Raw genomic sequence first — 19,229 nt, 5'->3', positions numbered from 1 at the left:
GATGGGCCGTGAGTTGTATGAGGTGTTTCCGGTGTTCCGGGATGCGTTCGATGCGGTGTGTGGGGTGTTGGACGCTGAGCTGGGGTTGGGTTCGGCGGGTGCTGGGCTGGGCTCGGGTTCGGCGGACGCTGAACTGGGCTCGGGCTTGGGTTCGGTGCGGGATGTGGTGTTTGGGGGTGGGAGGTTGTTGGGGCGGACGGTGTTTGCGCAGGCGGGTTTGTTTGCGTTGGAGACGGCGTTGTTTCGTTTGGTGGAGTCGTGGGGTGTGGTGCCGGATGTGGTGGGTGGGCATTCGGTGGGTGAGGTGACGGCGGCGCATGTGGCGGGTGTGTTGTCGTTGGGGGATGCGGCGGTGTTGGTGGCGGCGCGGGGTCGGTTGATGGAGGCGTTGCCGGGGGTGGGGTGATGGTGGCGGTTGGGGCGGGTGAGGTGGTGGTGCGGCCGTTGTTGGTGGAGGGGGTGGATATTGCGGCGGTGAATGGTCCTGGGGCGGTGGTGCTGTCCGGTGATGAGGGGCCGGTGCTGGGTGTGGCGGGGGTGTTGGCGGGGCGGGGTTTCAGGACGCGGCGGTTGGCGGTGTCGCATGCGTTTCATTCGGTGCGGATGGAGCCGATGCTGGCGGATTTTCGGGGGGTGGTGGAGGGGTTGTCGTTCGGGGTGCCGGGGATTGCGGTGGTGTCGGGTGTGACGGGGGAGCTGGCGGATGTTGAGCGGCTGTGTTCGCCGGAGTATTGGGTGGGGCATGTGCGGTCGGCGGTGCGGTTCGCGGATGGGGTGCGGGCTCTGGCGGGGTATGGGGTGGAGACGTTTTTGGAGTTGGGTCCGGATGGCACGTTGTCGGCGATGGGCCGGGAGTGCCTGGACGGTGACGGTGACGGTGACGGTGGTCAGGCGGTGTTCGTGCCGGCTCTGCGGCGGGAGGGTGATGAGACCCGGGCGATTGTCACGGCGCTGGCCACCTGCCATACGCGTGGGGTGCGCGTGGACTGGGCCACTGTGCTGGGCGGAACGGGTGCCGGTTCGGTCGACTTGCCGACGTATGCCTTTCAGCGGGAGCGGTATTGGTTGGTGGGTGAGGGCAGTGGTGTTGGTGATGTCGGGTCGGCGGGGCTGGTGGGGGTCGGGCATCCGTTGCTGGGTGCGGTGACGGAGGTGCCGGAGTCGGGGGAGGTGTTGTTCACGTCGCGTTTGTCGCTGCGGTCGCATCCGTGGCTGGCTGATCATGTGGCGGCGGGTGTGGTGTTGCTGCCTGGGGCGGCGTTTGTGGAGCTGGTGGTGCGGGCTGGTGATGAGGTGGGGTGCGGTGGGGTGGAGGAGTTGGTGATGGAGGCTCCGCTGGTGTTGGCGGAGGGTGTGGCGGTGCAGTTGCGGGTGTGTGTGCAGGGGGTTGAGGAGGGTGGTCGGCGCGGGGTGCGGGTGTATTCGCGGGCTGAGGGTGCTGCTGTGGGTGTGTCCTGGGTGCGGCATGCTTCGGGGACGGTGTGTCCTGTGGAGGTGCCTGCGTCCGATGTGGGGTTGTCGGTGTGGCCGCCGGCTGGTGCGGTGGCGGTGGACCCGGCTGAAGTGGAAGGTCTCTACGATGCGTTGGAGGGTGTTGGTTACAGGTATGGGCCGGTGTTCCAGGGGGTGCGGGCGGTCTGGCGTGCGGATGGTGCTGTGTATGCGGAGGTGGCCCTGCCGGAGGAGCACCGGGCTCGGGCGGCGGCCTTCGGACTTCACCCGGCACTCCTCGACGCGGCCATGCACACCATCGCCTTCCAGGAACGTGACGAAGCCGATGCGGAGCTGGTGCTGCCGTTCGCCTATCGAGACGTGGCGCTGCATGCCTCTGGGGCCTCGGCGCTGCGGGTCCGTGTGACACCGAGCGGCCCGAACACGATGACCCTGCAACTGGCCGACGAGACCGGCGCGTTGGTGGCTTCGGTGGGCTCGGTGGTGTCCCGTCCGGTCAGCACCGAGCAATTCGGCACCACGGCGACGGCGGACCGGATGTTCCGCGTCGCCTGGGACGAACTGTCGGTTCGGCCGGACGGCACAGTCACGGAAGCCATACCGGTGGCCGACGCCGAGGACGTACTCCGCCTGACCACGACACTGACCACGACACTGACCACGACGCCGACCACGGCGTCGGAGACCTCGCCCGCGGATGTGCTGCTGCTGGATCTCAACGGCAACGCGACCGATGTGCGGGAGCTGACCTCGCGGGCGCTGCGCGTCGTACAGGCGTGGCTGGCCGAACCCTCGCTGGCGTCCAGTCGGCTGGTCGTGGTGACGCGGGGTGCCGTCGCGGTCCGGGGCACCGATGGGGTCGATCCCGCCTCGGCTGCGGTATGGGGCCTGATGGGGGCCGCACAAGCGGAGAACCCCGGGCGGATTCTCCTTCTCGACATCGATCGAGGGCCGATACCGACCACACTGCTGTCCGCGCTGCTCGCCGGGGACCAGCACCAACTGGCCTTGCGCGGCACCAGCTGCTTCGCCCGGCACCTCGTCCGTACCGGGTCGGTGCCGGAGGTTGAGGCCGGTGCCGGGGTGGGTGGTTTGAGGCCTGGTGGGACGGTGTTGGTGACTGGTGGTACGGGTGCGTTGGGCGGGGTGGTGGCTCGGCATCTGGTGATGGTGCATGGGGTGCGGGATCTGGTGTTGGTGAGTCGGGGTGGGCCTCGGGCTGCTGGTGCTGCCGAGTTGGAGGCGGAGTTGGTGGGGGTGGGTGCGCGGGTGCGGGTTGTGGCCTGTGATGTGGGGGACCGGGAGGCGGTGGCCGGGCTGTTGGACGGGATTCCGGTGGATGCTCCGTTGACGGCGGTGGTGCACATGGCGGGTGTTCTGGGTGACGGTGTGCTGGCGGGGTTGACGCCGGAGCGGATGGACGTGGTGTTCCGGCCGAAGGTGGACGGCGCGTTCCATCTGCACGAGCTGACCCGCGACCTGGACCTGTCCGCCTTCGTTCTCTTCTCCTCCGCCGCCGGGATTCTCGGCAACGCGGGGCAGGGCAACTACGCCGCTGCCAACGCCTACCTCGACGCGCTGGCCCACCAGCGTCGGGCCCAGGGGCTGCCCGCCGTGTCCCTGGCCTGGGGGATGTGGCAGCAGGCCGCCGGCACGGGGATGACCGGCCGTCTCGGCGACACCGAGCAGCACCGGATGACACGCGGCGGTGTGGCTCCCTTGTCCTCGGCCGAGGGCATGGAACTGTTCGACATCGCCCTGCGTATGAACGAACCGGTGGTGCTGCCGATGAAGCTGGACCTCGGCGCGCTGCGGGCGCAAGCCGCCACCGGGCCGGTCCAGCCGCTGCTGCACAAGCTGGTGCCGCCGGTCCGGCGAGCCGCTCGGGCCACGGCGGACCAGAGCCTGGTGACCGGTCGGCTGGTCGGGGCGAGTTCGGCGGAGCAGGAGGTGATCCTGCTTGAAATGGTCCAGCGGGAGGCCTCCCAGGTCCTGGGACACTCGACGGCCGCCACTCTCGATCCCGATGTGCTGTTCACCGAGATCGGTCTGGACTCCCTGATGGCGGTGGAACTGCGGGACCGCCTGGCCAAGCGCACCGCACTGCGGCTGCCTCCCACGTTCGTCTTCGACCATCCGACCCTCCGGATGCTCGCCCGGCAACTCCGGGACGAGCTGGAGAAAGCCGACGCGAACGCCGACGCGAACGCCGCCCCCGGAGCCGCCCGGGAGTGAGCCGCACAGCGCATCAGGCCCAGCCCGCCCGGTTCAGCGCGGCCGGCACCGACCGAAGCGGCAAGAAAGGGATCGCACATGTTCAGCACGGACACGTACCTGGCGCACCTGGGGTTCTCCCAGCAGCCCGCCCCAACCCTGCCGAACCTGCGGCAGCTGCACCGAAGTCACCTGAGGGCGGTCCCCTACGACACCGCCCACACACACCGCCTCAGCGCGGAGAACATGGCGGACATCGACATCGACAAGGCCTTCGAAGCCATCGTGCCGACCGGCGCCGGTGGTATGTGTCTGGAGCTCAACACCCTGTTCGCCCGGCTGCTGCGCGAACTGGGCTATGACCTGGACGTCATCAGCGGCGGTACATATCTGCCCGGCGACACCTTCGCTCCCGACCCCGAGCACATGCTGATGCTCGTCCGTGTCGAGGGGCAGGAGTGGCTGGCCGACGTGGGGCATGCCGGTCTCTGCTTCACCGAGCCGCTGCGCCTGTCCGAGGAGGTGCAGTGGCAGTACGGCTGCGCGTTCCGGCTGATCCGGCGGGACGGCTACCTCGTGCTCCAGGCCAAGACCCTGGAGCGCGACTGGCGCACCACCTACCGCTTCACCACCGAGCCCAGGACCTATGACGCCTGGGTTGGCGTCGGGGACGGCAACGGCCCGGCCATCCTCGCGGCGATGCGCCGGCGCAGGCGGGCCATCGACAAGGGACAGGTCTTCCTCACCAACAACATGTTCACAGTCGTGGAGGACGGCCATGAGAAGGTCACCCTCCTCGTCGATCCGGACCAACGCGCCCAGGTGCTCGACACGTACTGGGACGGTCGCGACTGACCGAACCGGTGCTGCCCGTCCCCGCTCCGACACCGTGTCCCGACCGTGGTCGACGACCAGCAGATGAGGGTGATGCGCCATGAAATTCGGTTTGCTGTACGGGGCCCAGCTACCCCGTCCCTGGACTCAGGACTCCGAACACCGCCTGTTCGGCGAGATGTTGGAGGAGATCGAGCTGGCCGACCGGCTGGGCTTCGACCATGTGTGGTGTCCTGAGCACCACTTCCTGGAGGAGTACTCGCACATGTCCGGGCCGGAGGTGTTCCTCGGCGCGGTCAGTCAGCGCACCAGCCGTATCCGCATCGGCCACGCGGTCGCTCTGATGCCCCCGGCGTTCAACCCGACGGCACGGATCGCCGAGCGGATCGCCACGCTGGATCTGCTCTCGAACGGGCGCGTGGAGTTCGGCACCGGCGAGTCCACCACCCCCACCGAGCTGGACGGGTTCGGGGTGGAGCGTTCCGTCAAGCGGGACCAGTGGGCGGAGGCGTTGGAGGCCGTCGCCCGGATGTTCGTGGAGGAGCCCTTCGCCGGGTACGAGGGGAAGTACGTCTCGGCCCCGATCCGCAATGTGCTGCCCAAGCCACGGCAGAAGCCCCATCCCCCGATGTGGATGGCCTGCGGGAACCGTGACGCGATCCGCATCGCGGCCGCCAAGGGTCTCGGCGCGCTGAACTTCTCCTTCTTCGGACCGGCGGAGACCAAGAAATGGGTCGACGCCTACTACTCGGGCATCGAGTCCGCGGACTGCGTGCCCGCCGGGTTCGCGGTCAACGCACAGATCGCCGCGACCATTCCGATGTTCTGCCACCAGGACGAGACCACAGCGGTGGAACGCGGCGCCGACGGCGTCCAGTTCTTCAACTTCGGCCTCGGCTTCTACGCCGGCTTCGGCACCGCCGCACCGGGCCGCACCCGGCTGTGGGAGACCTTCCAGCGCGACCGTGACCGGTACGGCATGGGCCGCTCCTCCTTCGGCAGACCCGGCATGCCGTTGGGCAATCCGGCCCGGGGCGCGGTGGGCACTCCGCGGCAGATACGCGACTTCCTGCGGCTGCACGAGGAAGCCGGACTGGACCAGGCAATCTTCCTCGTCCAGGGCGGCGGAACCCGTCACGAGCACATCTGCGAGTCGCTGGAACTCTTCGCGAACGAGGTGATGCCCGAGTTCAAGGAGCGTCATGAGGCCGCCGAACGGCGCAAGACGGCCCGGCTCCAGCCCGCCATCGATGCCGCCATGGCCCGGCGCGAGCCGCCACGGACGGCCGACCCCGACTACATCATCCCCGCCCGCAGCCCGAGCTGACAGCCCGGACAGCCCAGACCTGGCAGAGCATCACATAAGCAGAGCATCGCAGAAGGAGAACGGCTACCACCATGGCTGACACCCCCGAAGAAGAGATGCGTATCCTCGACCCGCAGACCGTCGCGGAGGAGTTGCGCAAGCACGGACCGCCGCGGCAGATCACGATGCACGGTACGACGGCGTGGCTGGTCTCCCGGTACGAGGAGGTCCGGGACTGCCTCGGACACCCCAGTATGAGCCCGGCCGCCGCCTACGCCGCCTCCCAGGGGCAGACGACGCCGGTGAGCGGACTGTTCGAGGACACGCTGGCCGGCACCAATCCGCCCCAGCACACCCGGCTGCGTCGGCTGCTGTCCAAGGCGTTCACGGCGCGTCGGGTGGAGAGTCTGCGGCCGAGGGTCCAGGAGATCACCGACACCTTGCTGGACGGGATCGCGGCCGACGGCCGGGCGGATCTCGTCACCGCGCTGGCCATTCCGCTGCCCATGCAGGTCATCTGCGAACTCCTCGGTGTGCCCATCGCCGACCGGACCGAGTTCCACCAGTGGGCCGACCTGATGCTCACGCCCCCGCTGGACCCGGACACCGCCGCACGCTCCCAGGACGCCTCGGCCAAACTGTGGTCGTACATGGAGGACCTCGCCGAGACCAGGCGGAAGGACCCGAAGGACGACCTGATCAGTGATCTGATGTCCGCACACGAGGAGGACCGGCTCAGCCACCGTGAGGTGGTCGCCACCGCCCGGATGATGCTGATCGCCGGGTACGAGCTGACCGGCAGCTTCATCAGCTACGCGGTGTTCTCCCTGCTGTCCCGGCCGGACCAGATGGAGCTGCTGCGTAAGGACCCGGAGCAGTTGTCCGGGCGCGGCCTGGACGAACTGCTCCGGCACGCCGGGCCGGGCATCCTGGTCGCACGGTTCGCCAACGAGGACGTGGAGATCGGCTCCGTACTGATACGCGCCGGTGACCAGGTACTTCTGGACATGGGCGCCGCACACTCCGACCCGGAGCACTTCACCGACGGCGAGCGGCTGGATCTGACGAGGGAATCCGCCGCGCATCTGCAGTTCGGCCACGGCATCCACTACTGCATCGGTGCGCCGCTGGCCAGGGTGGAGGGGCAGATCGCCCTGGAGAGCCTGATCCGGAGGTTCCCCGACCTCCGGCTGAGCGTTCCCGCCTCCGAGATCAGCCCCAGCAAGAACCCGTTCATCCGCTCGCTGGCGGCGCTCCCCGTCGAGGTCGAGGCCCGGTAGGGCCGGCGGTTCGCCTCACCGCCGGGAGACGGCGGTGAGGCGAACCGGGTGCGGAGCGGAGGCTACGGGGCCGTCACCACCGGGCACAGCGACAGCAGTTCGGCCGGCTTGTGCAGGACCACGTCGGGCTCCGCCGCGAGCAGCGTCTCCTGATCCGTCTCACCCCACATCGCGGCCACGGCGGTGATGCCCGCTCCCCGCGCGCTGGCCAGGTCGGTGACCGCGTCCCCGACCATCACGGTCCGGTCGGGGTCGGCGCTCATCGACTCCATCGCCTTCAGCACGATGTCCGGCGCGGGCTTGGGCCGGGCCACCTCGTCCGAGCCGAGGACCACGTCGAAGTACCCGTGGATGCCCAGCGTGTCCAGCAGCGACCGCGCCCGCGGTCCGCTCTTGCCGGTGGCCACGGCGAGCCGCAGCCCGCGGTGGCGCAGCTCCGCCAGCAGCTCGGGTACGCCGTCGAATATCTCCACCAGGTGGGCGAGCCGGTAGCTCTCGCGGACGAACGGGGTCTCCATCTCCAGTGGGAGACCCATGATCCGCATGATGTCGGGGAAGTAGCGGCCCAGATGCCGGTTGTACTCCTCGAAGGGCGGCTCACCGTCGCCGACGACCTCGGCGTAGGCGATGGTGAACGCCTCGCGCATCACCGCGAAGCTGTTGACGAGCACACCGTCGAGGTCGAAGACCACCGAGGTGACCGGGGCCATACCCGCTCCGGAGAGCGGGCTGCCGTGACTGATCGGATGGCTGTTCATGCAGTACTCCCGTGGTGCGGGCCGGTACGGCGGACCGCCGGCCCGGGTCTCGGGTGCGGTCCGTGAAGGCGGTTGAGACAGGCGGAACGGGCAGAGCGGGGGAGCAGGTGAGGGCGGCGGCCGGCCGGTGCGGTCACGCCGGTGCCGGCTCCTGGGCCTCCCGGGCGGTCGCGGTGGTCCAGGTGGTTCCCGTGGTCCGGGCCGAGGCGTAGACCCGTTCGATGGCGCCGATGGTGCGGCGGACCTCCTCGATCACCCGGCCCTGCGCGGCCGGGTCGCGCAGCAGCGCGGGAAGCATGCCGAGCTGCCGGTCGTACTCGGCGCCGATCCGTTCGGTGGGCACGGCCACCGGCCAGGTCGTACCGTCGACGGTGCGGGTGAGGGTGGACTCCTCGACGCGGTTGGGGCTGAATCCGAAGGTGCAGCGCAAGGTCGCGCTGCCCGCGCTGCCGTCGACCGTGATCCGGGTGGTGTCCAGCGCCTCGTGCGAGGCCCAGCTCGCGTGCAGAGCGACGGAACGGCCGTCGTCGGTGACGAGGAAGCCGCGCGCGGTGTCCTCGACATCGGTGCCGCCCGAGACGCCCGGGACCGTGCCGTCGTCGTCGTTGCCCCGCCATGCGGCCCGGGAGGACCGTTGGGTGATGAAGTCGGCGGACACCGTGCCGATGGCGTGCCGGAACGCGGCGGTGCCGAGCAGGGGGACGGCGATGTCGAACAGATGCCAGCCCAGGTCGACCAGCGCCCCGCCGCCCGCGAGCGACCGCTGCGTGAACCAGCCGCCCCGGTCGGGTACGCCGTGCGCCCGCACCCAGGCCAGTTCGACATGGCGGATGCGGCCCAGCCGGGCGGCGAGCCGGTACAGCCCGCGCACATCCGCGCGGTAGCGCGCCGCGCTGCCGGCCAGCAGCACCGCGCCACCCGAGCGCTCCGCGGCGGCCAGCCGCTCGGCCTCCTGGGAGGTCAGGCACACCGGCTTCTCCAGGAACACCGAAATGCCCTTGGCCAGCAGTTCGGTGGCGACCGCGCAGTGCAGATGGTTGGGCACCGCGACCACCGCGAGATCCACCTCGGCGGGGTCGAGGTCGCGAACCGTCGCCAGCACCGGCAGCCGGTCCGCCCCCTCCGCCTCGGTGACGGCCGCGCGGCCGCGTTCGTCGGGATCCACCGCCGCGGTCAGGGCGAAGGCGGGGTCGCGGCGGAGGCGGGGCAGCCAGATCGAGCGGGCGGCCCACCCCAGACCCACCACGGCGGTCCGGACGGGCGCCTCCCGGAGGGACGGGGCGCTCATGCGTCCGCGAGCACGTCGGCGACCACGGCGGCCACTTCGTGCATCTGCTCCTCGCTGCCCAGCAGCACCCGGTGGTGCAGCCAGATGCAGTCGCGGGTGAGCGCCTCGGAGTGCGGGCAGCGGCGGGCGAGCTCGTCCACCGTGGTGTCCGGCGCCGCGACCTCCCAGAAGGCGTCCGTACGGTAGACCGCGCGGAAGCCGACGAAGGCGGGCACCCCGCGTTCGATGAGGACGTCGACGACCTTCGCGCGCCGCTCCTCGGCGATCCCCGGCACCCGGAACATCGCCATGTAGTGCGGATTGCGGTCTCCGCGGTCGTCGCGCGCCTGCGGTACGACACCGGGGATCTCGGCGAGCAGCCGGCTCAGCACCGGCCAGCGCCGCTCACGCGTGGTGATCTGCTCGTCCAGGCGGGCGAGTTGGGCGCGCAGCACGGAAGCGGAGAACTCGTTGAGCCGGAAGTTGGAGCCGGAGGTGCGGTGGAAGTAGCCGCGGTCGGTGCGTGGACGTCCGCAGCTGTGCCGGACGAAGCCCTTCTCGTACAACTCGGCGTCGGGGAAGAGCACGGCGCCGCCCTCACCGGCGGTCATCAGCTTGCCGTTCTGGAAGCTGAACGTCGCGACCGAGCCCAGCTCACCGACCTTCTTGCCGCGCCACTGCGCACCGTGGGCGTGGGCCGCGTCCTGGACCAGCGGCACCCCCGAGTCGGCGGACAGCTTGCCCAACGCGTCCATGTCGCACATCTGGCCCGCCATGTGCACCGGCATGATCGCGCGGGTCTTCGGGCCGATGGCCGCCTCCACCGCCGACGGATCGATGCAGTAGGTGTCCGGGTCCACGTCGACGGGAACGGCCACCGCACCCAGCCGCTGAGCGGCCTGTGAGGACGAGATGAAGGTGAACGCGGGGACGATCACCTCGGAGCCGGCGCCGACGCCCAGCACTTCGAGGGCCAGTTCCAGCGCATGCGTGCCGTTGGTGACCGCCAGCGCGTGCTCGCTGCCATGGGCCGCGGCGAACTCCGCCTCGAAGGCGTCCACTTCACCGCCCCCGATGCGCCACCACTGTCCCTGCTCCAGGGCCCGTATCAGGGCCTCGCGCTCCTCGTCGCCGTACTGCGGCCATGCGGGCAGTTCGGATGCCAGTCGCACACCATTGCTCATGAATTCCCTACTCCCTTTACGCGTTATGGAGACAGGTCCTCAACGGACGCAATAGCACGCTAACTGGCCGACGGCGGAAACGTCATTCCCCCTCAAGGCACCCCTACAACCCCCTCAAAACCGCTGCCGGGCAATCTCTCGTGCCGTTCCCGCGGACCCCGTGCTTAAATGGCAACTCCGTGACGACCCGCTGTAATTCAGCCGACCCCACATGGTGAGGTGCGCATTGAACAGGCTGTTGTTGGTGAACGGACCGAATCTCGGCATACTCGGCAGGCGACAGCCCGAGATCTACGGCACGGATACGCTGCAGGACATCGAGCGCTGGATCGAAGAAGAGGTCGCGGAGCGCGGCTGGAAAGTGGATTCCCACCAGTTCGACGGCGAGGCGGAGATCATCCAGACCATTCAGGGGAACTACGACACCGTCGGCGCCATCATCAATCCCGCCGCGCTCATGATGGCCGGATGGGGGCTTCGGGACGCGCTGGCGAACTATCCGCGGCCATGGATAGAAGTACATCTGTCGAATGTCTGGGCGCGCGAGCAGTTTCGGCACGAGTCGGTGACCGGGCCGCTGGCCGCAGGCGTCATCTTCGGGCTCGGGGCACTGGGTTACCGGCTTGCCGCACGCGCCCTGCTCGAAAAGGTGCCGGACTGAGCGCCCGCACCGCCGTCACCACAGTCCTCGAAGGCCGACGAGCCGGGAGGCGACCATCAGTCATCTGGGCATCGACGTCGGCGGCACCAAAGTGGCGCTGCGCGTCGAACACGACGACCTGAGCATCAGTGAATGCTCCTTCCGCTGGTCCGAGCCGGACGGTACGCGGGCCACGCCGCCCGGCGACGCCGCCCGCGACCTGGACCTGCTGGCGCAGCACGTCAGGAAGCTGTGCGCCGACCGCCCCGAGCGGCTCAGCGGCGTGGGAGTGGCGATGCCCGCCACCCTCGACGCCGCCGGCACGGTCACCGCCTGGCCCGGCCGCCCCGGCTGGGCCGGAGTGGACCTGCGCGCCACACTGTCCGCCCTCTTCGACGACGTCGAGGTGAGCTGCGCGGACGACGGTGATGTGGCCGCCCTCGCCGAAGCCCACGAAGCCGGCTGCCGCGACCTGTTCTACCTCGGCGTCGGCACCGGTGTCGGCGGCGGCATCGTGCTGGACGGCAAACCCCTGCCCGGCCTGGGCCGCGGTTCCTGCGAGGCCGGCCACCTCATCGTGGACCGTGCGGGACCGCTGTGCGACTGCGGGCGGCGCGGCTGCGTCCAGGCGGTGGCCTCGGGCCCGGCGACCCTGCGCCGGGCGGCGCGGCGGCGGGGCGCAGAGGTGACCTTCACCGCGCTGCGGGACGCCGCGCTCGACGGGCAGCCGTGGGCCGTGACGTCGCTGCGGGAGAGCTGCGCGGCCCTGGCCGCGGCCGTGACCGGCGTGTGCGAACTGTTCCATCCCTCACTGGTGTTGATCGGCGGAGGGTTCGCCGCGGCGATGCCTGACTTCGTGGCGACGGTGGCCGAGCGGACGACGGCGCTGGAACGCCCGGGCCATCCGCTGCCACCGGTCCGGCCCGCCCGACTGGGCGGACTGTCCTCATTGCACGGCGCCGTCCTGCTGGCCAAGGGACTGCCGGGCTGACCCGCACCCGCACCCGCACGGCCTGCCCCGGCCACTGGCCCCGGTTGCGCAACCGGCCCCATCCGCACCGGCGTTACACGGTGGCCCGGTCCATGCCTGCCAGCGTCGTGGCGACCGTCTCCTGCGCCACGCCGGAGACCAGTTCCGGACCGTCGGGACCGTCCAGGACGAAGGTGAGCCCGCGCGTCGCCTTCTTGTCCAGCCGCATCACCTCGATCAGACGCTCCGGATCGGCATCGGCGGGCAGCGCGCACGGCAGTCCGTAACCGCGCACCACCTCCAGGTGTTCGGCCGTCCGTGCCTCGTCGATCCGGCCCAGGGCCAGTGCGAGACGCCCGGCGAAGACCGTACCGATCGCCACTCCCTCACCGTGCCGCAGCTCGAAGTCGGTCACGATCTCCAGCGCATGGCCCAGGGTGTGTCCGTAGTTGAGCACATGACGCAGCCCCGAGTCCCGCTCGTCCGCGGAGACCACCGACGCCTTCAGCGCCACGCTCGCCGCGATCTGCTGCGGCAGGGGCAGCCCGCGCAGATCGCCGGCGCCGATGAAGTGGCAGCGGGCGATCTCCCCGTAGCCGTTGAGCATCTCCCGTGGCGGGAGCGTCTGCAGATAGTCGGTGTCGCACAGCACGGCGGCCGGCTGCCAGTAGGCTCCCACCAGGTTTTTGCCCTCGGGAAGGTTCACCGCCGTCTTCCCGCCCACGCCGGCGTCCACCTGGGCCAGCAGCGAGGTCGGCAGATGCACCACGGGCACGCCACGGTGGTACAGCGCAGCGGCCAGACCGACGACATCGGTGGTGGTCCCGCCACCGCAGGAGACGACGGCATCGGTGCGGGTCAGCCCGAAACGGACGAACTCACGGCACAGTGTCTCCACCGTGGACAGCGTTTTGTGCGCCTCGCCGTCACGGGCGCGCAGTACGGCCGAGGGGACGCCCGGGTCGGGCAGCCAGTCGTCCGGCCGGGCGGAGACCACCACCACCCGCCGCGCGCCGAGCTCCGCGAGCACCCCGGACAGCGTGTGCCGGACACCCGGCCCGATGTCGACGGGATAGGAACGGTCGCCGAGTTCCACCATGACGCGGCTGTGCGGTTGAGCCTGTTGAACCGGTTGAGCCGACGCCGTCATGCGCTGCCCGTCCTTCCCTGTCCGACATCCTGCTGACCTGACGGTCGAACGTCCATGCCGATCGTGGCGAGGCGTTCCGTCATCCCTCCTGTTCCCTCGGGACCCGGAAGCGGTTGATGGCGTCGATGTGCCGGGCGCGCATTTCCTCGTCGCGTACGCCCAGGCCTTCCTCGGGGGCGAGGCAGAGGACGCCGATCTTGCCCTGGTGGAGGTTGCGGTGGACGTCGTAGGCGGCCTGGCCGGTGTCTTTGAGGGGGTAGACCCTGGAGAGGGTGGGGTGGATCTTGCCCTTGACGATGAGCCGGTTGGCTTCCCAGGCCTCGCGGTAGTTGGCGAAGTGGGAGCCGATGATCCGCTTCAGTGACATCCACAGGTAGCGGTTGTCGTAGGTGTGCTCGTAGCCGGTGGTGGAGGCGCAGGTGACGACGGTGCCGCCCTTGCGGGTGACGTAGACGGAGGCGCCGAAGGTCTCCCGGCCGGGGTGCTCGAAGACGATGTCGACGTCCTCGCCGCCGGTCAGTTCGCGGATGCGCTTGCCGAAGCGCTTCCACTCCCTGGAGTCCTGGGTGTGGGCGTCCTTCCAGAAGCGGTAGTCCTCCGCACTGCGGTCGATGATCAGTTCGGCGCCCATGCTGCGGCAGATGGCTGCCTTGCGTTCGCTGGAGACGACGCAGACGGGAGTGGCGCCGCCGGCCAGCGCGAACTGGGTGGCGTAGGAGCCCAGGCCGCCGGAGGCACCCCAGATCAGCACGTTGTCGCCCTGCTTCATCCCCGCGCCGTTGCGGGAGACGAGCTGGCGGTAGGCGGTGGAGTTGACCAGACCGGGCGCGGCGGCCTCCTCCCAGCTGAGGTGACCGGGCTTGGGCATCAGCTGGTTGGACTTCACCAGCGCGATCTCCGCCAGACCGCCGAAGTTGGTCTCGAAACCCCAGATGCGCTGCTCAGGGTCGAGCATCGTGTCGTTGTGACCGTCGGAGGACTCCAGCTCCACCGACAGGCAGTGCGCGACGACCTCGTCACCGGGCTGCCAAGAATTCACCCCGGGACCGGTGCGCAGCACCACGCCCGCGAGGTCGGAGCCGATGACGTGGTACGGCAGGTCATGGCGCTTGGCCAGCGGGGACAGTCTGCCGTAGCGCTCAAGGAAGCCGAAGGTCGCCACCGGCTCGAAGATGGCCGACCACACGGTGTTGTAGTTGACCGAGGAGGCCATGACGGCCACCAGGGCTTCGCCCGGGCCGGGCGAGGGAACGGGTACCTCCACGAGATGGAGCGACTTCCGTGGATCCTTCTCGGCCGATGCCATGCCTTCGAATATGTCGGTCTCGTCTTTCCGGATGACGATGCCGCGAGCGAATTCGGGAAGACGTACACCGAGCCAGTCCTGCCGGGATACGCCCTCGGTAAGGATCGCGCTGGTTATTTCGTCCACGTCCCGAACCCTAAAGTGCCACTGCCACCGCGTGAACCCCAGTCCCCGTGGGCTTGTTAAGGGGTACCCCTGTAAGAAAGGGCAGGGGGTGCTTAGGGGGTGGGCGGGCTGAGGCGGTCGCGGTCAGACGGAAATCACGGTCGGTCACTCGGGGCGCCCACCGCCCCCGCCCGCTGAGCGATCAGATCCACGATTGCCGCCTGATGGGACGACAGATAGAAATGTCCGCCGGTGAAGACCCTGAGCTCGAAAGACCCTTCCGTGTGCTCGGACCAGACGCGGGCCTCGTCCGGATCGACCTTGGGGTCGTCGTCGCCCACCAGGCACACCACGGGGCACCGCAGCTTCGGCCCCGGCTCGTACTCGTACGTCTCGGCGGCCTGGTAGTCCGCGCGGATCGCGGGGAGCACCATGCTCAGCACGTCCGGATCGGTCAGGAGCCCCGCGTCCGTACCGTTCAGCCTGAGCATCTCCTCGATGATGCCGGCGTCGCTGCGCTGGTGCACGGTCTCCCAGAGCGTGCGGGACGGGGCGCGCCGGGCGGAGACGAACAGACCGGCCAGCACGACGCCATGGTCGCGCTCCAGCCTCCGCGCCACCTCGAAGCCGAGGGTCGCGCCCAAACTGTGCCCGAAGAACAGCAGCGGCCGGTCTGCCCAGGGCACCAACGCCGCCGCGGCCTGGTCCGCGAGCTCGGCGACGCTGGTCAGACATGGTTCCGCGCGACGATCCTGTCGCCCCGGATACTGGAGAGCCAAGACGTCGACCGAAGCCGGCATCGCCGAGGAGAGCGGGTAGAAGAAGGTGGCCGAGCCGCCCGCGTGCGGCAGGCAGACCAGCCTGACGTCGCCGTGCGGACGGGGGTGGTAACGACGTATCCACAAACTGTCGTGTTTGGCCGACGTGACCATGTCGCTGGGAGAGCCTTTCCAGTGGGAACCACAGGGGAAACGGTGACGTACGCCGTAGCAGTCTCACCCGTGGAGGGGGGACGCTCACACCCCTAGCACCCCCCTAAGCTTGGCGTTTATGCAGCTCTGCCGCTTGTGACGGTGACTGTGAGATTCGGTTTGTCCTGTTTCCTGACGGGGTGCTGGCGTGCACGCTGCTTGTTCTTCGGGCCGGTTGGCCGGCCGGGGCCCGCAGTGCTGAGTTTCGGTGCACTGGCTGGCTGAGGAGCCTTGCCGTGGAGGCGGCGAAATCCTCGACGGACACGTGCAGGGGTGAGGCGTCCTTGGCATGCGGGCCGTTCCCGGGGTTTGCGGAGGTCTTCTGCGAGGGGCCGGGCAAGGCGGAGTTGCGTGTGAGCGGCGATGATCAGCCAGGTCCAGCGGTCGGCGGCGCCCGGCCCGCGGAGTTGGGGAGTCGTCCGTCCCAGCGTCTGCTTGATCATTCTGAAGGTGTGTGTTCCAGGTCGAATCTGCGCAGGAAGGCTTGCCAGAGCCCGTCCACGTCTTCGGCGGTGGCACCGGTGGCTGACCACCACAGCCAGATGGGCCGGGGATTGAGGTCTCCGCGAAGGTGGTCGATCCGAAGGCGGATGACAGTGCCCTCGATCACCGGCAATTCGCCTGACCAAGAAAAGGAACCTGGAATGGGGGGTGGCAGCACCGGGGGCCACGTCAGTGCGCTCGCGCACGCCCTTGCGCCGCGCATTGTCCCGTTGCGGGATCGTCAATCGGTCCGGGTGCGGAGGCTCCGCGCCAGGGTGGGGATCATCACCGTCGCAGGGACGAGGTGTAGCCCGAGGAGGGCGGTGGTGGTGGCGGTGTTTGCCCCGGAGAGGAGGGGCGGGACCAACGAGATCGCGGTCAGCGCCACTGCCGTCCACACGAATCGCTGGGCGGGGCGAGCGCTCCAACGAAGAAGAGCGACGGCAATGACGATGCCCACGACCGAGAAGAAGCCGGTCACCACGGCGAACCCGGACAACGGGATCGTCTCGCCACCATCGGGGACCTCGAAGTCGACGCCGACGGCCTGGGCAAGCGCCGCGGCGAGGGTGGTGGCCACCATCGCTGCGAGCGTGGCAATGAAGCCGGTGCCGGCGAGCCTGCGGAGTCGGTGGGTGTGGCTGGTCCGGCCCGATGCCGGGCCTGCGACGACCCCGGTGTCATTCATGCTGTTCATGCCGTTCCTCCATCATTCGGTAACTGGTGTACGGGGTGTTGACTGGCATGTGACGGTCCTGGCCCTGGGGGTGACGATGCGCACTCTCGCCGTGCGACGGCCGGGGTTCCGCAGGGCGCGGACGCCGGTGCCGCGGAGCCAGAACCCGGCGTCGCGTCCGAGGACCGGCCCGGGCTCGCCGTCGTGCAGCTCCAGCTGTACCGTCACGGAGTTGACGGAGTCCCCGAGGAGCTCCGCGACGTCCTTCGCCGGCCAGCCGAGCACGTCCCGCAGGATCAGCACGGCCCGCGGGCGCGGCGCGAGGTGCTGGACTGCGACCAGGTACGCCAGCTCGATCGTCTCCCGCGCGACGGCGACGGTCTCCGGCTCGTCCGCGTCGCCCGCGGGCAGCTCGTCGAGCAGCCGGTCCGGGTAGGGCTGCAGCCACAGCACCTCGCCGCCGGTCGCAGGCTCCGGGCGGCACTTGGCGAGCAGGTCCAGGCAGGCGTTGGTGGCGATCCGGTACAGCCAGGCCCGGAACGTCGACCGCCCCTCGAAGGTCTCCCGCCGCCGCCAGGCACGGAGGAACGTTTCCTGCACGGTGTCCTCGGCGTCCTCGAACGACCCGAGCATCCGGTAGCAGTGCACGTGCAGCTCCCGCCGGTGCCGCTCCGCCAGCCCCGAGAACGCCGGCTCGTCGACCTCGCCCAGCCCGCTCACGCCCAGCTCCTCCAGTCGCGTGTCCGCACTCATCACGTCATCCTTCCGCCTGGTCGTGTCCCGTCGTAGGTGTGACGGGTGCGGGCGCGAAAACTCATCACCAGGGTCGGTCGGCATGGCTGAGCGCTTCTCATCCTTGGTAGGTCGGGTTCTCGACGTGGTGGAGAACGAGAATGGCCTGCACCATTGCGGTCGTCCGGGAGGGGCTGCAGCGCAGCTTGGTCAGGATGTTCCAGGTCTTGAGGGTGGCGACGGCGCGTTCGCCGCGGCAGCGGATCCGGGCGTGGGCTTTGTGCACGGCCTTCTGCCGGCGCGACAGCTTCGGCCGGTAGCGGTGCCGCTTGAACGGGATACGCACGGAACCGCCGGCGCCTTGATACGCCTTGTCCGCGAAGGTCATCACGTCAGCGTTGGTCAACGCGGCGATGATGCCGTGGGTTCGCGCAGCAGTCAGGTCGTGTGCCGAGCCGGGAAGTGCCGCCGACGCCCAGCCGAGGCGTCCGGCCGCATCCGCGATTACCTGCACGTTCATCCGGTGCCGTCGGTGTTTTCCGGAGTAGTACGGCTTCTGATCGTGCACGCGGTCGATCGGGATCAGCGTGCCGTCGAGGATGACGTAGGCCGGCAGCTGGATCCTGGTCATCGCCTGGTGCAGGTCGTTGGCGGTCGCGGCGAGCAAGGTGATCGCCTCGCGGATATGGCGCCAGGCGGTGGCAACCCCGACCTGGAATCCGGCGGCCAGGCGGGTGAGGGTGTCGCCGTTGCGCAGGTGGGCCAGGGCGAGCAGGGCCTGCCGGCCGGGGTCGAGTCGGCGCCAGCGGGATCGTCGCTGGTGGCGGTGGGTGCGGATCAGGTCGGCGGGGTGGTTCAGCGATCGGGTGGACAGGGGGATCGAGGCGGGGTAAGGCAGCAACGAGGCTCCCGGTAGGGCATCTTTCTTGGTCGATTGCTTGTCTTACCGGGAGCCTCGCCTGACCCGGCTACCGACCTTCACCACGCCACTGACCTGCACCATCAGGTTGGAAATGGCTCAATGAACGGGGCCCATCGGCGTCAGAACCTGCTTCTGATCCTCAGCCCAGGTCGTTGAGCCTGGTGGAGGGAAGTGACGGCTGGGGGCTGGACCCCGACTCATTGACCACTTGATCCCGACGTCGGGAGGATGTAGCCATCGGCTGGTAACTGTCCGTGCATCGAAGGGAGTTCTGGTATGCCGACGAAGGTCGCGCAGAAACAGCAGGGGACCGTCTCCCATCGGATGAACTTCTGGGGGCGCCCGGCAGGCCCGTCCACCGTGGCGTGGGACTACGAGAGCACGCCGTGGAAGATCGTGCGGCCCGACGACGGGCTCCCGGCGGCCCGGCGATCGGTGCGCTGCGGGGTGTGCGGCAAGGAGCTGACCTTCACCGTGTACAGCGTCACGGGTGCCGGACGACGGCAGGCGCGCTGGCGGGCGTTGGCCTGGGGCGGTCTCGGCACCCTTGCAGCGGGAGTTGTGGTCTTATGCAGCGGCGCCATTATTGGTGGGGGAGTCATGCTTGTGATCGCGGGTCCTATCCTCGGGTTGGTGTTCGGGATGGCCGCATCGGATGAGGTAGGCATCAGCGGTCACGGCTACGGTTTCCCCGTGACCAACGCCAAACATTCGGTAACAGCCTCGCCCCCTCCGCACGACCTGCCGGACCTGGTCTGCACGAAATGTGGTCACACGGAGGAGTTCCCCCGGGCCGCCTACTTCCGCGAGGACTACGTGCGGGAGCAGTACGAGGCGGCAAGACGCCGGTTCGCGAATCACGTCTGCCCGGCTTCGGGCCGGACCGGTCTGAGGTGATGACGAGCACCTTGAGAACGATCAGTCCCGCTGGGTCTCGCGGGGTGGTCCCTGCCTCTTCCGACGGGATTGGCGGCGAACG

At 69.2% G+C, this 19,229-nt stretch carries 16 protein-coding genes and 6 pseudogenes; 12 read left to right on the top strand and 10 right to left on the bottom strand.

What is annotated here, in order from left to right; translation table 11 throughout:
* Position 1 precedes the first annotated feature (1 nt).
* From RV986_RS02420 to RV986_RS02380, 9 genes and pseudogenes are all read left to right on the top strand, one after another.
* Positions 2-921, top strand: a pseudogene (locus RV986_RS02420) (acyltransferase domain-containing protein); the annotation flags it as partial.
* A pseudogene (locus RV986_RS02415) lies at positions 895-1,368 on the top strand (polyketide synthase dehydratase domain-containing protein); the annotation flags it as partial. The pseudogenes RV986_RS02420 and RV986_RS02415, both read left to right, overlap by 27 nt.
* Positions 1,354-1,899 (top strand): annotated as a pseudogene (locus RV986_RS02410) (polyketide synthase dehydratase domain-containing protein); the annotation flags it as partial. The pseudogenes RV986_RS02415 and RV986_RS02410, both read left to right, overlap by 15 nt.
* Positions 1,879-2,409 (top strand): annotated as a pseudogene (locus RV986_RS02405) (SpnB-like Rossmann fold domain-containing protein); the annotation flags it as partial. The pseudogenes RV986_RS02410 and RV986_RS02405, both read left to right, overlap by 21 nt.
* Before the next feature lie 99 nt (positions 2,410-2,508).
* Positions 2,509-3,033, top strand: a pseudogene (locus RV986_RS02400) (SDR family NAD(P)-dependent oxidoreductase); the annotation flags it as partial.
* A 51-nt stretch (positions 3,034-3,084) separates the two neighbouring features.
* Positions 3,085-3,687: an acyl carrier protein gene (locus RV986_RS02395; RefSeq protein ID WP_475924160.1), complete on the top strand. Its 603-nt coding sequence runs from the start codon at positions 3,085-3,087 to the stop codon at positions 3,685-3,687.
* A 78-nt stretch (positions 3,688-3,765) separates the two neighbouring features.
* Complete coding sequence (locus RV986_RS02390; protein ID WP_475915774.1) at positions 3,766-4,521, top strand: arylamine N-acetyltransferase family protein; 756 nt, start codon at positions 3,766-3,768, stop codon at positions 4,519-4,521.
* Between the two features lie 79 nt (positions 4,522-4,600).
* Positions 4,601-5,827 carry an LLM class flavin-dependent oxidoreductase gene (locus tag RV986_RS02385; RefSeq protein WP_475915773.1) on the top strand — a complete coding sequence of 409 codons (1,227 nt, stop codon included), beginning with the start codon at positions 4,601-4,603 and terminating at the stop codon, positions 5,825-5,827.
* A 71-nt stretch (positions 5,828-5,898) separates the two neighbouring features.
* Positions 5,899-7,086: a cytochrome P450 gene (locus RV986_RS02380; RefSeq protein ID WP_475915772.1), complete on the top strand. Its 1,188-nt coding sequence runs from the start codon at positions 5,899-5,901 to the stop codon at positions 7,084-7,086.
* 62 nt (positions 7,087-7,148) lie between these two features.
* Here RV986_RS02380 and RV986_RS02375 read toward each other — a convergent pair whose 3' ends face one another.
* From RV986_RS02375 to RV986_RS02365, 3 genes are all read right to left on the bottom strand, one after another.
* On the bottom strand, positions 7,149-7,844 hold the full coding sequence (locus tag RV986_RS02375; protein ID WP_475915771.1) for an HAD-IA family hydrolase: 696 nt from the start codon (positions 7,842-7,844) through the stop codon (positions 7,149-7,151).
* Between the two features lie 133 nt (positions 7,845-7,977).
* Positions 7,978-9,132 carry a Gfo/Idh/MocA family protein gene (locus RV986_RS02370; RefSeq protein ID WP_475915770.1) on the bottom strand — a complete coding sequence of 385 codons (1,155 nt, stop codon included), beginning with the start codon at positions 9,130-9,132 and terminating at the stop codon, positions 7,978-7,980.
* A complete protein-coding gene (locus RV986_RS02365; RefSeq protein ID WP_475915769.1) occupies positions 9,129-10,295 on the bottom strand; it encodes a DegT/DnrJ/EryC1/StrS family aminotransferase in 1,167 nt (388 codons plus the stop codon). Before RV986_RS02365 ends, RV986_RS02370 begins: the two co-directional genes overlap by 4 nt.
* Positions 10,296-10,506: 211 nt before the next feature.
* Here RV986_RS02365 and RV986_RS02360 point away from each other — a divergent pair, with 211 nt between their 5' ends.
* Positions 10,507-10,956, top strand: coding sequence for a type II 3-dehydroquinate dehydratase (locus RV986_RS02360; protein WP_475915768.1), 450 nt, complete (start codon positions 10,507-10,509; stop codon positions 10,954-10,956).
* Between the two features lie 91 nt (positions 10,957-11,047).
* Positions 11,048-11,926: an ROK family protein gene (locus RV986_RS02355; RefSeq protein WP_475915767.1), complete on the top strand. Its 879-nt coding sequence runs from the start codon at positions 11,048-11,050 to the stop codon at positions 11,924-11,926.
* A 73-nt stretch (positions 11,927-11,999) separates the two neighbouring features.
* Here the strand turns inward: RV986_RS02355 and RV986_RS02350 are convergent, their stop codons facing one another.
* From RV986_RS02350 to RV986_RS02320, 7 genes and pseudogenes are all read right to left on the bottom strand, one after another.
* Positions 12,000-13,004: a 3-dehydroquinate synthase family protein gene (locus RV986_RS02350; RefSeq protein ID WP_475915766.1), complete on the bottom strand. Its 1,005-nt coding sequence runs from the start codon at positions 13,002-13,004 to the stop codon at positions 12,000-12,002.
* Between the two features lie 130 nt (positions 13,005-13,134).
* Complete coding sequence (gene ccrA, locus RV986_RS02345) at positions 13,135-14,487, bottom strand: crotonyl-CoA carboxylase/reductase (RefSeq protein ID WP_475915765.1); 1,353 nt, start codon at positions 14,485-14,487, stop codon at positions 13,135-13,137.
* A gap of 134 nt (positions 14,488-14,621) precedes the next feature.
* Complete coding sequence (locus RV986_RS02340) at positions 14,622-15,398, bottom strand: thioesterase II family protein (RefSeq protein ID WP_475915764.1); 777 nt, start codon at positions 15,396-15,398, stop codon at positions 14,622-14,624.
* Positions 15,399-15,514: 116 nt separating this feature from the next.
* A pseudogene (locus RV986_RS02335) lies at positions 15,515-16,122 on the bottom strand (NF041680 family putative transposase); the annotation flags it as partial.
* A gap of 39 nt (positions 16,123-16,161) precedes the next feature.
* Positions 16,162-16,617, bottom strand: a complete 456-nt coding sequence (locus tag RV986_RS02330) for a DUF6069 family protein (protein ID WP_475915763.1) — start codon at positions 16,615-16,617, stop codon at positions 16,162-16,164.
* A 12-nt stretch (positions 16,618-16,629) separates the two neighbouring features.
* The gene (locus tag RV986_RS02325) at positions 16,630-17,349 is read right to left on the bottom strand and encodes a sigma-70 family RNA polymerase sigma factor (protein ID WP_475915762.1); all 720 of its coding nucleotides are present in this window, start codon (positions 17,347-17,349) and stop codon (positions 16,630-16,632) included.
* 97 nt (positions 17,350-17,446) lie between these two features.
* Entirely contained in the window at positions 17,447-18,229 is a 783-nt protein-coding gene (locus tag RV986_RS02320; protein ID WP_475915761.1) for a transposase family protein, read from the bottom strand.
* Between the two features lie 297 nt (positions 18,230-18,526).
* On the opposite strand from RV986_RS02320, the gene RV986_RS02315 reads away from it, so the two are divergent.
* Positions 18,527-19,147 (top strand): hypothetical protein, encoded by a 621-nt coding sequence (locus tag RV986_RS02315; RefSeq protein WP_475915760.1) that lies wholly within the window; start codon positions 18,527-18,529, stop codon positions 19,145-19,147.
* Positions 19,148-19,229: the final 82 nt, after the last annotated feature.

The organism is Streptomyces sp. RLA012 (genome assembly GCF_056270325.1).
This window is presented reverse-complemented; position numbering and strand designations above follow the sequence as displayed.

Coding starts and splice junctions, on each gene's coding strand:
- RV986_RS02395 (WP_475924160.1), top strand. CDS start 3,085: ATGTGGCAGCAGGCCGCCGGCACGGGGATGACCGGCCGTCTCGGCGAC.
- RV986_RS02390 (WP_475915774.1), top strand. CDS start 3,766: ATGTTCAGCACGGACACGTACCTGGCGCACCTGGGGTTCTCCCAGCAG.
- RV986_RS02385 (WP_475915773.1), top strand. CDS start 4,601: ATGAAATTCGGTTTGCTGTACGGGGCCCAGCTACCCCGTCCCTGGACT.
- RV986_RS02380 (WP_475915772.1), top strand. CDS start 5,899: ATGGCTGACACCCCCGAAGAAGAGATGCGTATCCTCGACCCGCAGACC.
- RV986_RS02375 (WP_475915771.1), bottom strand. CDS start 7,844: ATGAACAGCCATCCGATCAGTCACGGCAGCCCGCTCTCCGGAGCGGGT.
- RV986_RS02370 (WP_475915770.1), bottom strand. CDS start 9,132: ATGAGCGCCCCGTCCCTCCGGGAGGCGCCCGTCCGGACCGCCGTGGTG.
- RV986_RS02365 (WP_475915769.1), bottom strand. CDS start 10,295: ATGAGCAATGGTGTGCGACTGGCATCCGAACTGCCCGCATGGCCGCAG.
- RV986_RS02360 (WP_475915768.1), top strand. CDS start 10,507: ATGGTGAGGTGCGCATTGAACAGGCTGTTGTTGGTGAACGGACCGAAT.
- RV986_RS02350 (WP_475915766.1), bottom strand. CDS start 13,004: ATGGTGGAACTCGGCGACCGTTCCTATCCCGTCGACATCGGGCCGGGT.
- RV986_RS02340 (WP_475915764.1), bottom strand. CDS start 15,398: ATGGTCACGTCGGCCAAACACGACAGTTTGTGGATACGTCGTTACCAC.
- RV986_RS02330 (WP_475915763.1), bottom strand. CDS start 16,617: ATGAACAGCATGAATGACACCGGGGTCGTCGCAGGCCCGGCATCGGGC.
- RV986_RS02325 (WP_475915762.1), bottom strand. CDS start 17,349: ATGAGTGCGGACACGCGACTGGAGGAGCTGGGCGTGAGCGGGCTGGGC.
- RV986_RS02315 (WP_475915760.1), top strand. CDS start 18,527: ATGCCGACGAAGGTCGCGCAGAAACAGCAGGGGACCGTCTCCCATCGG.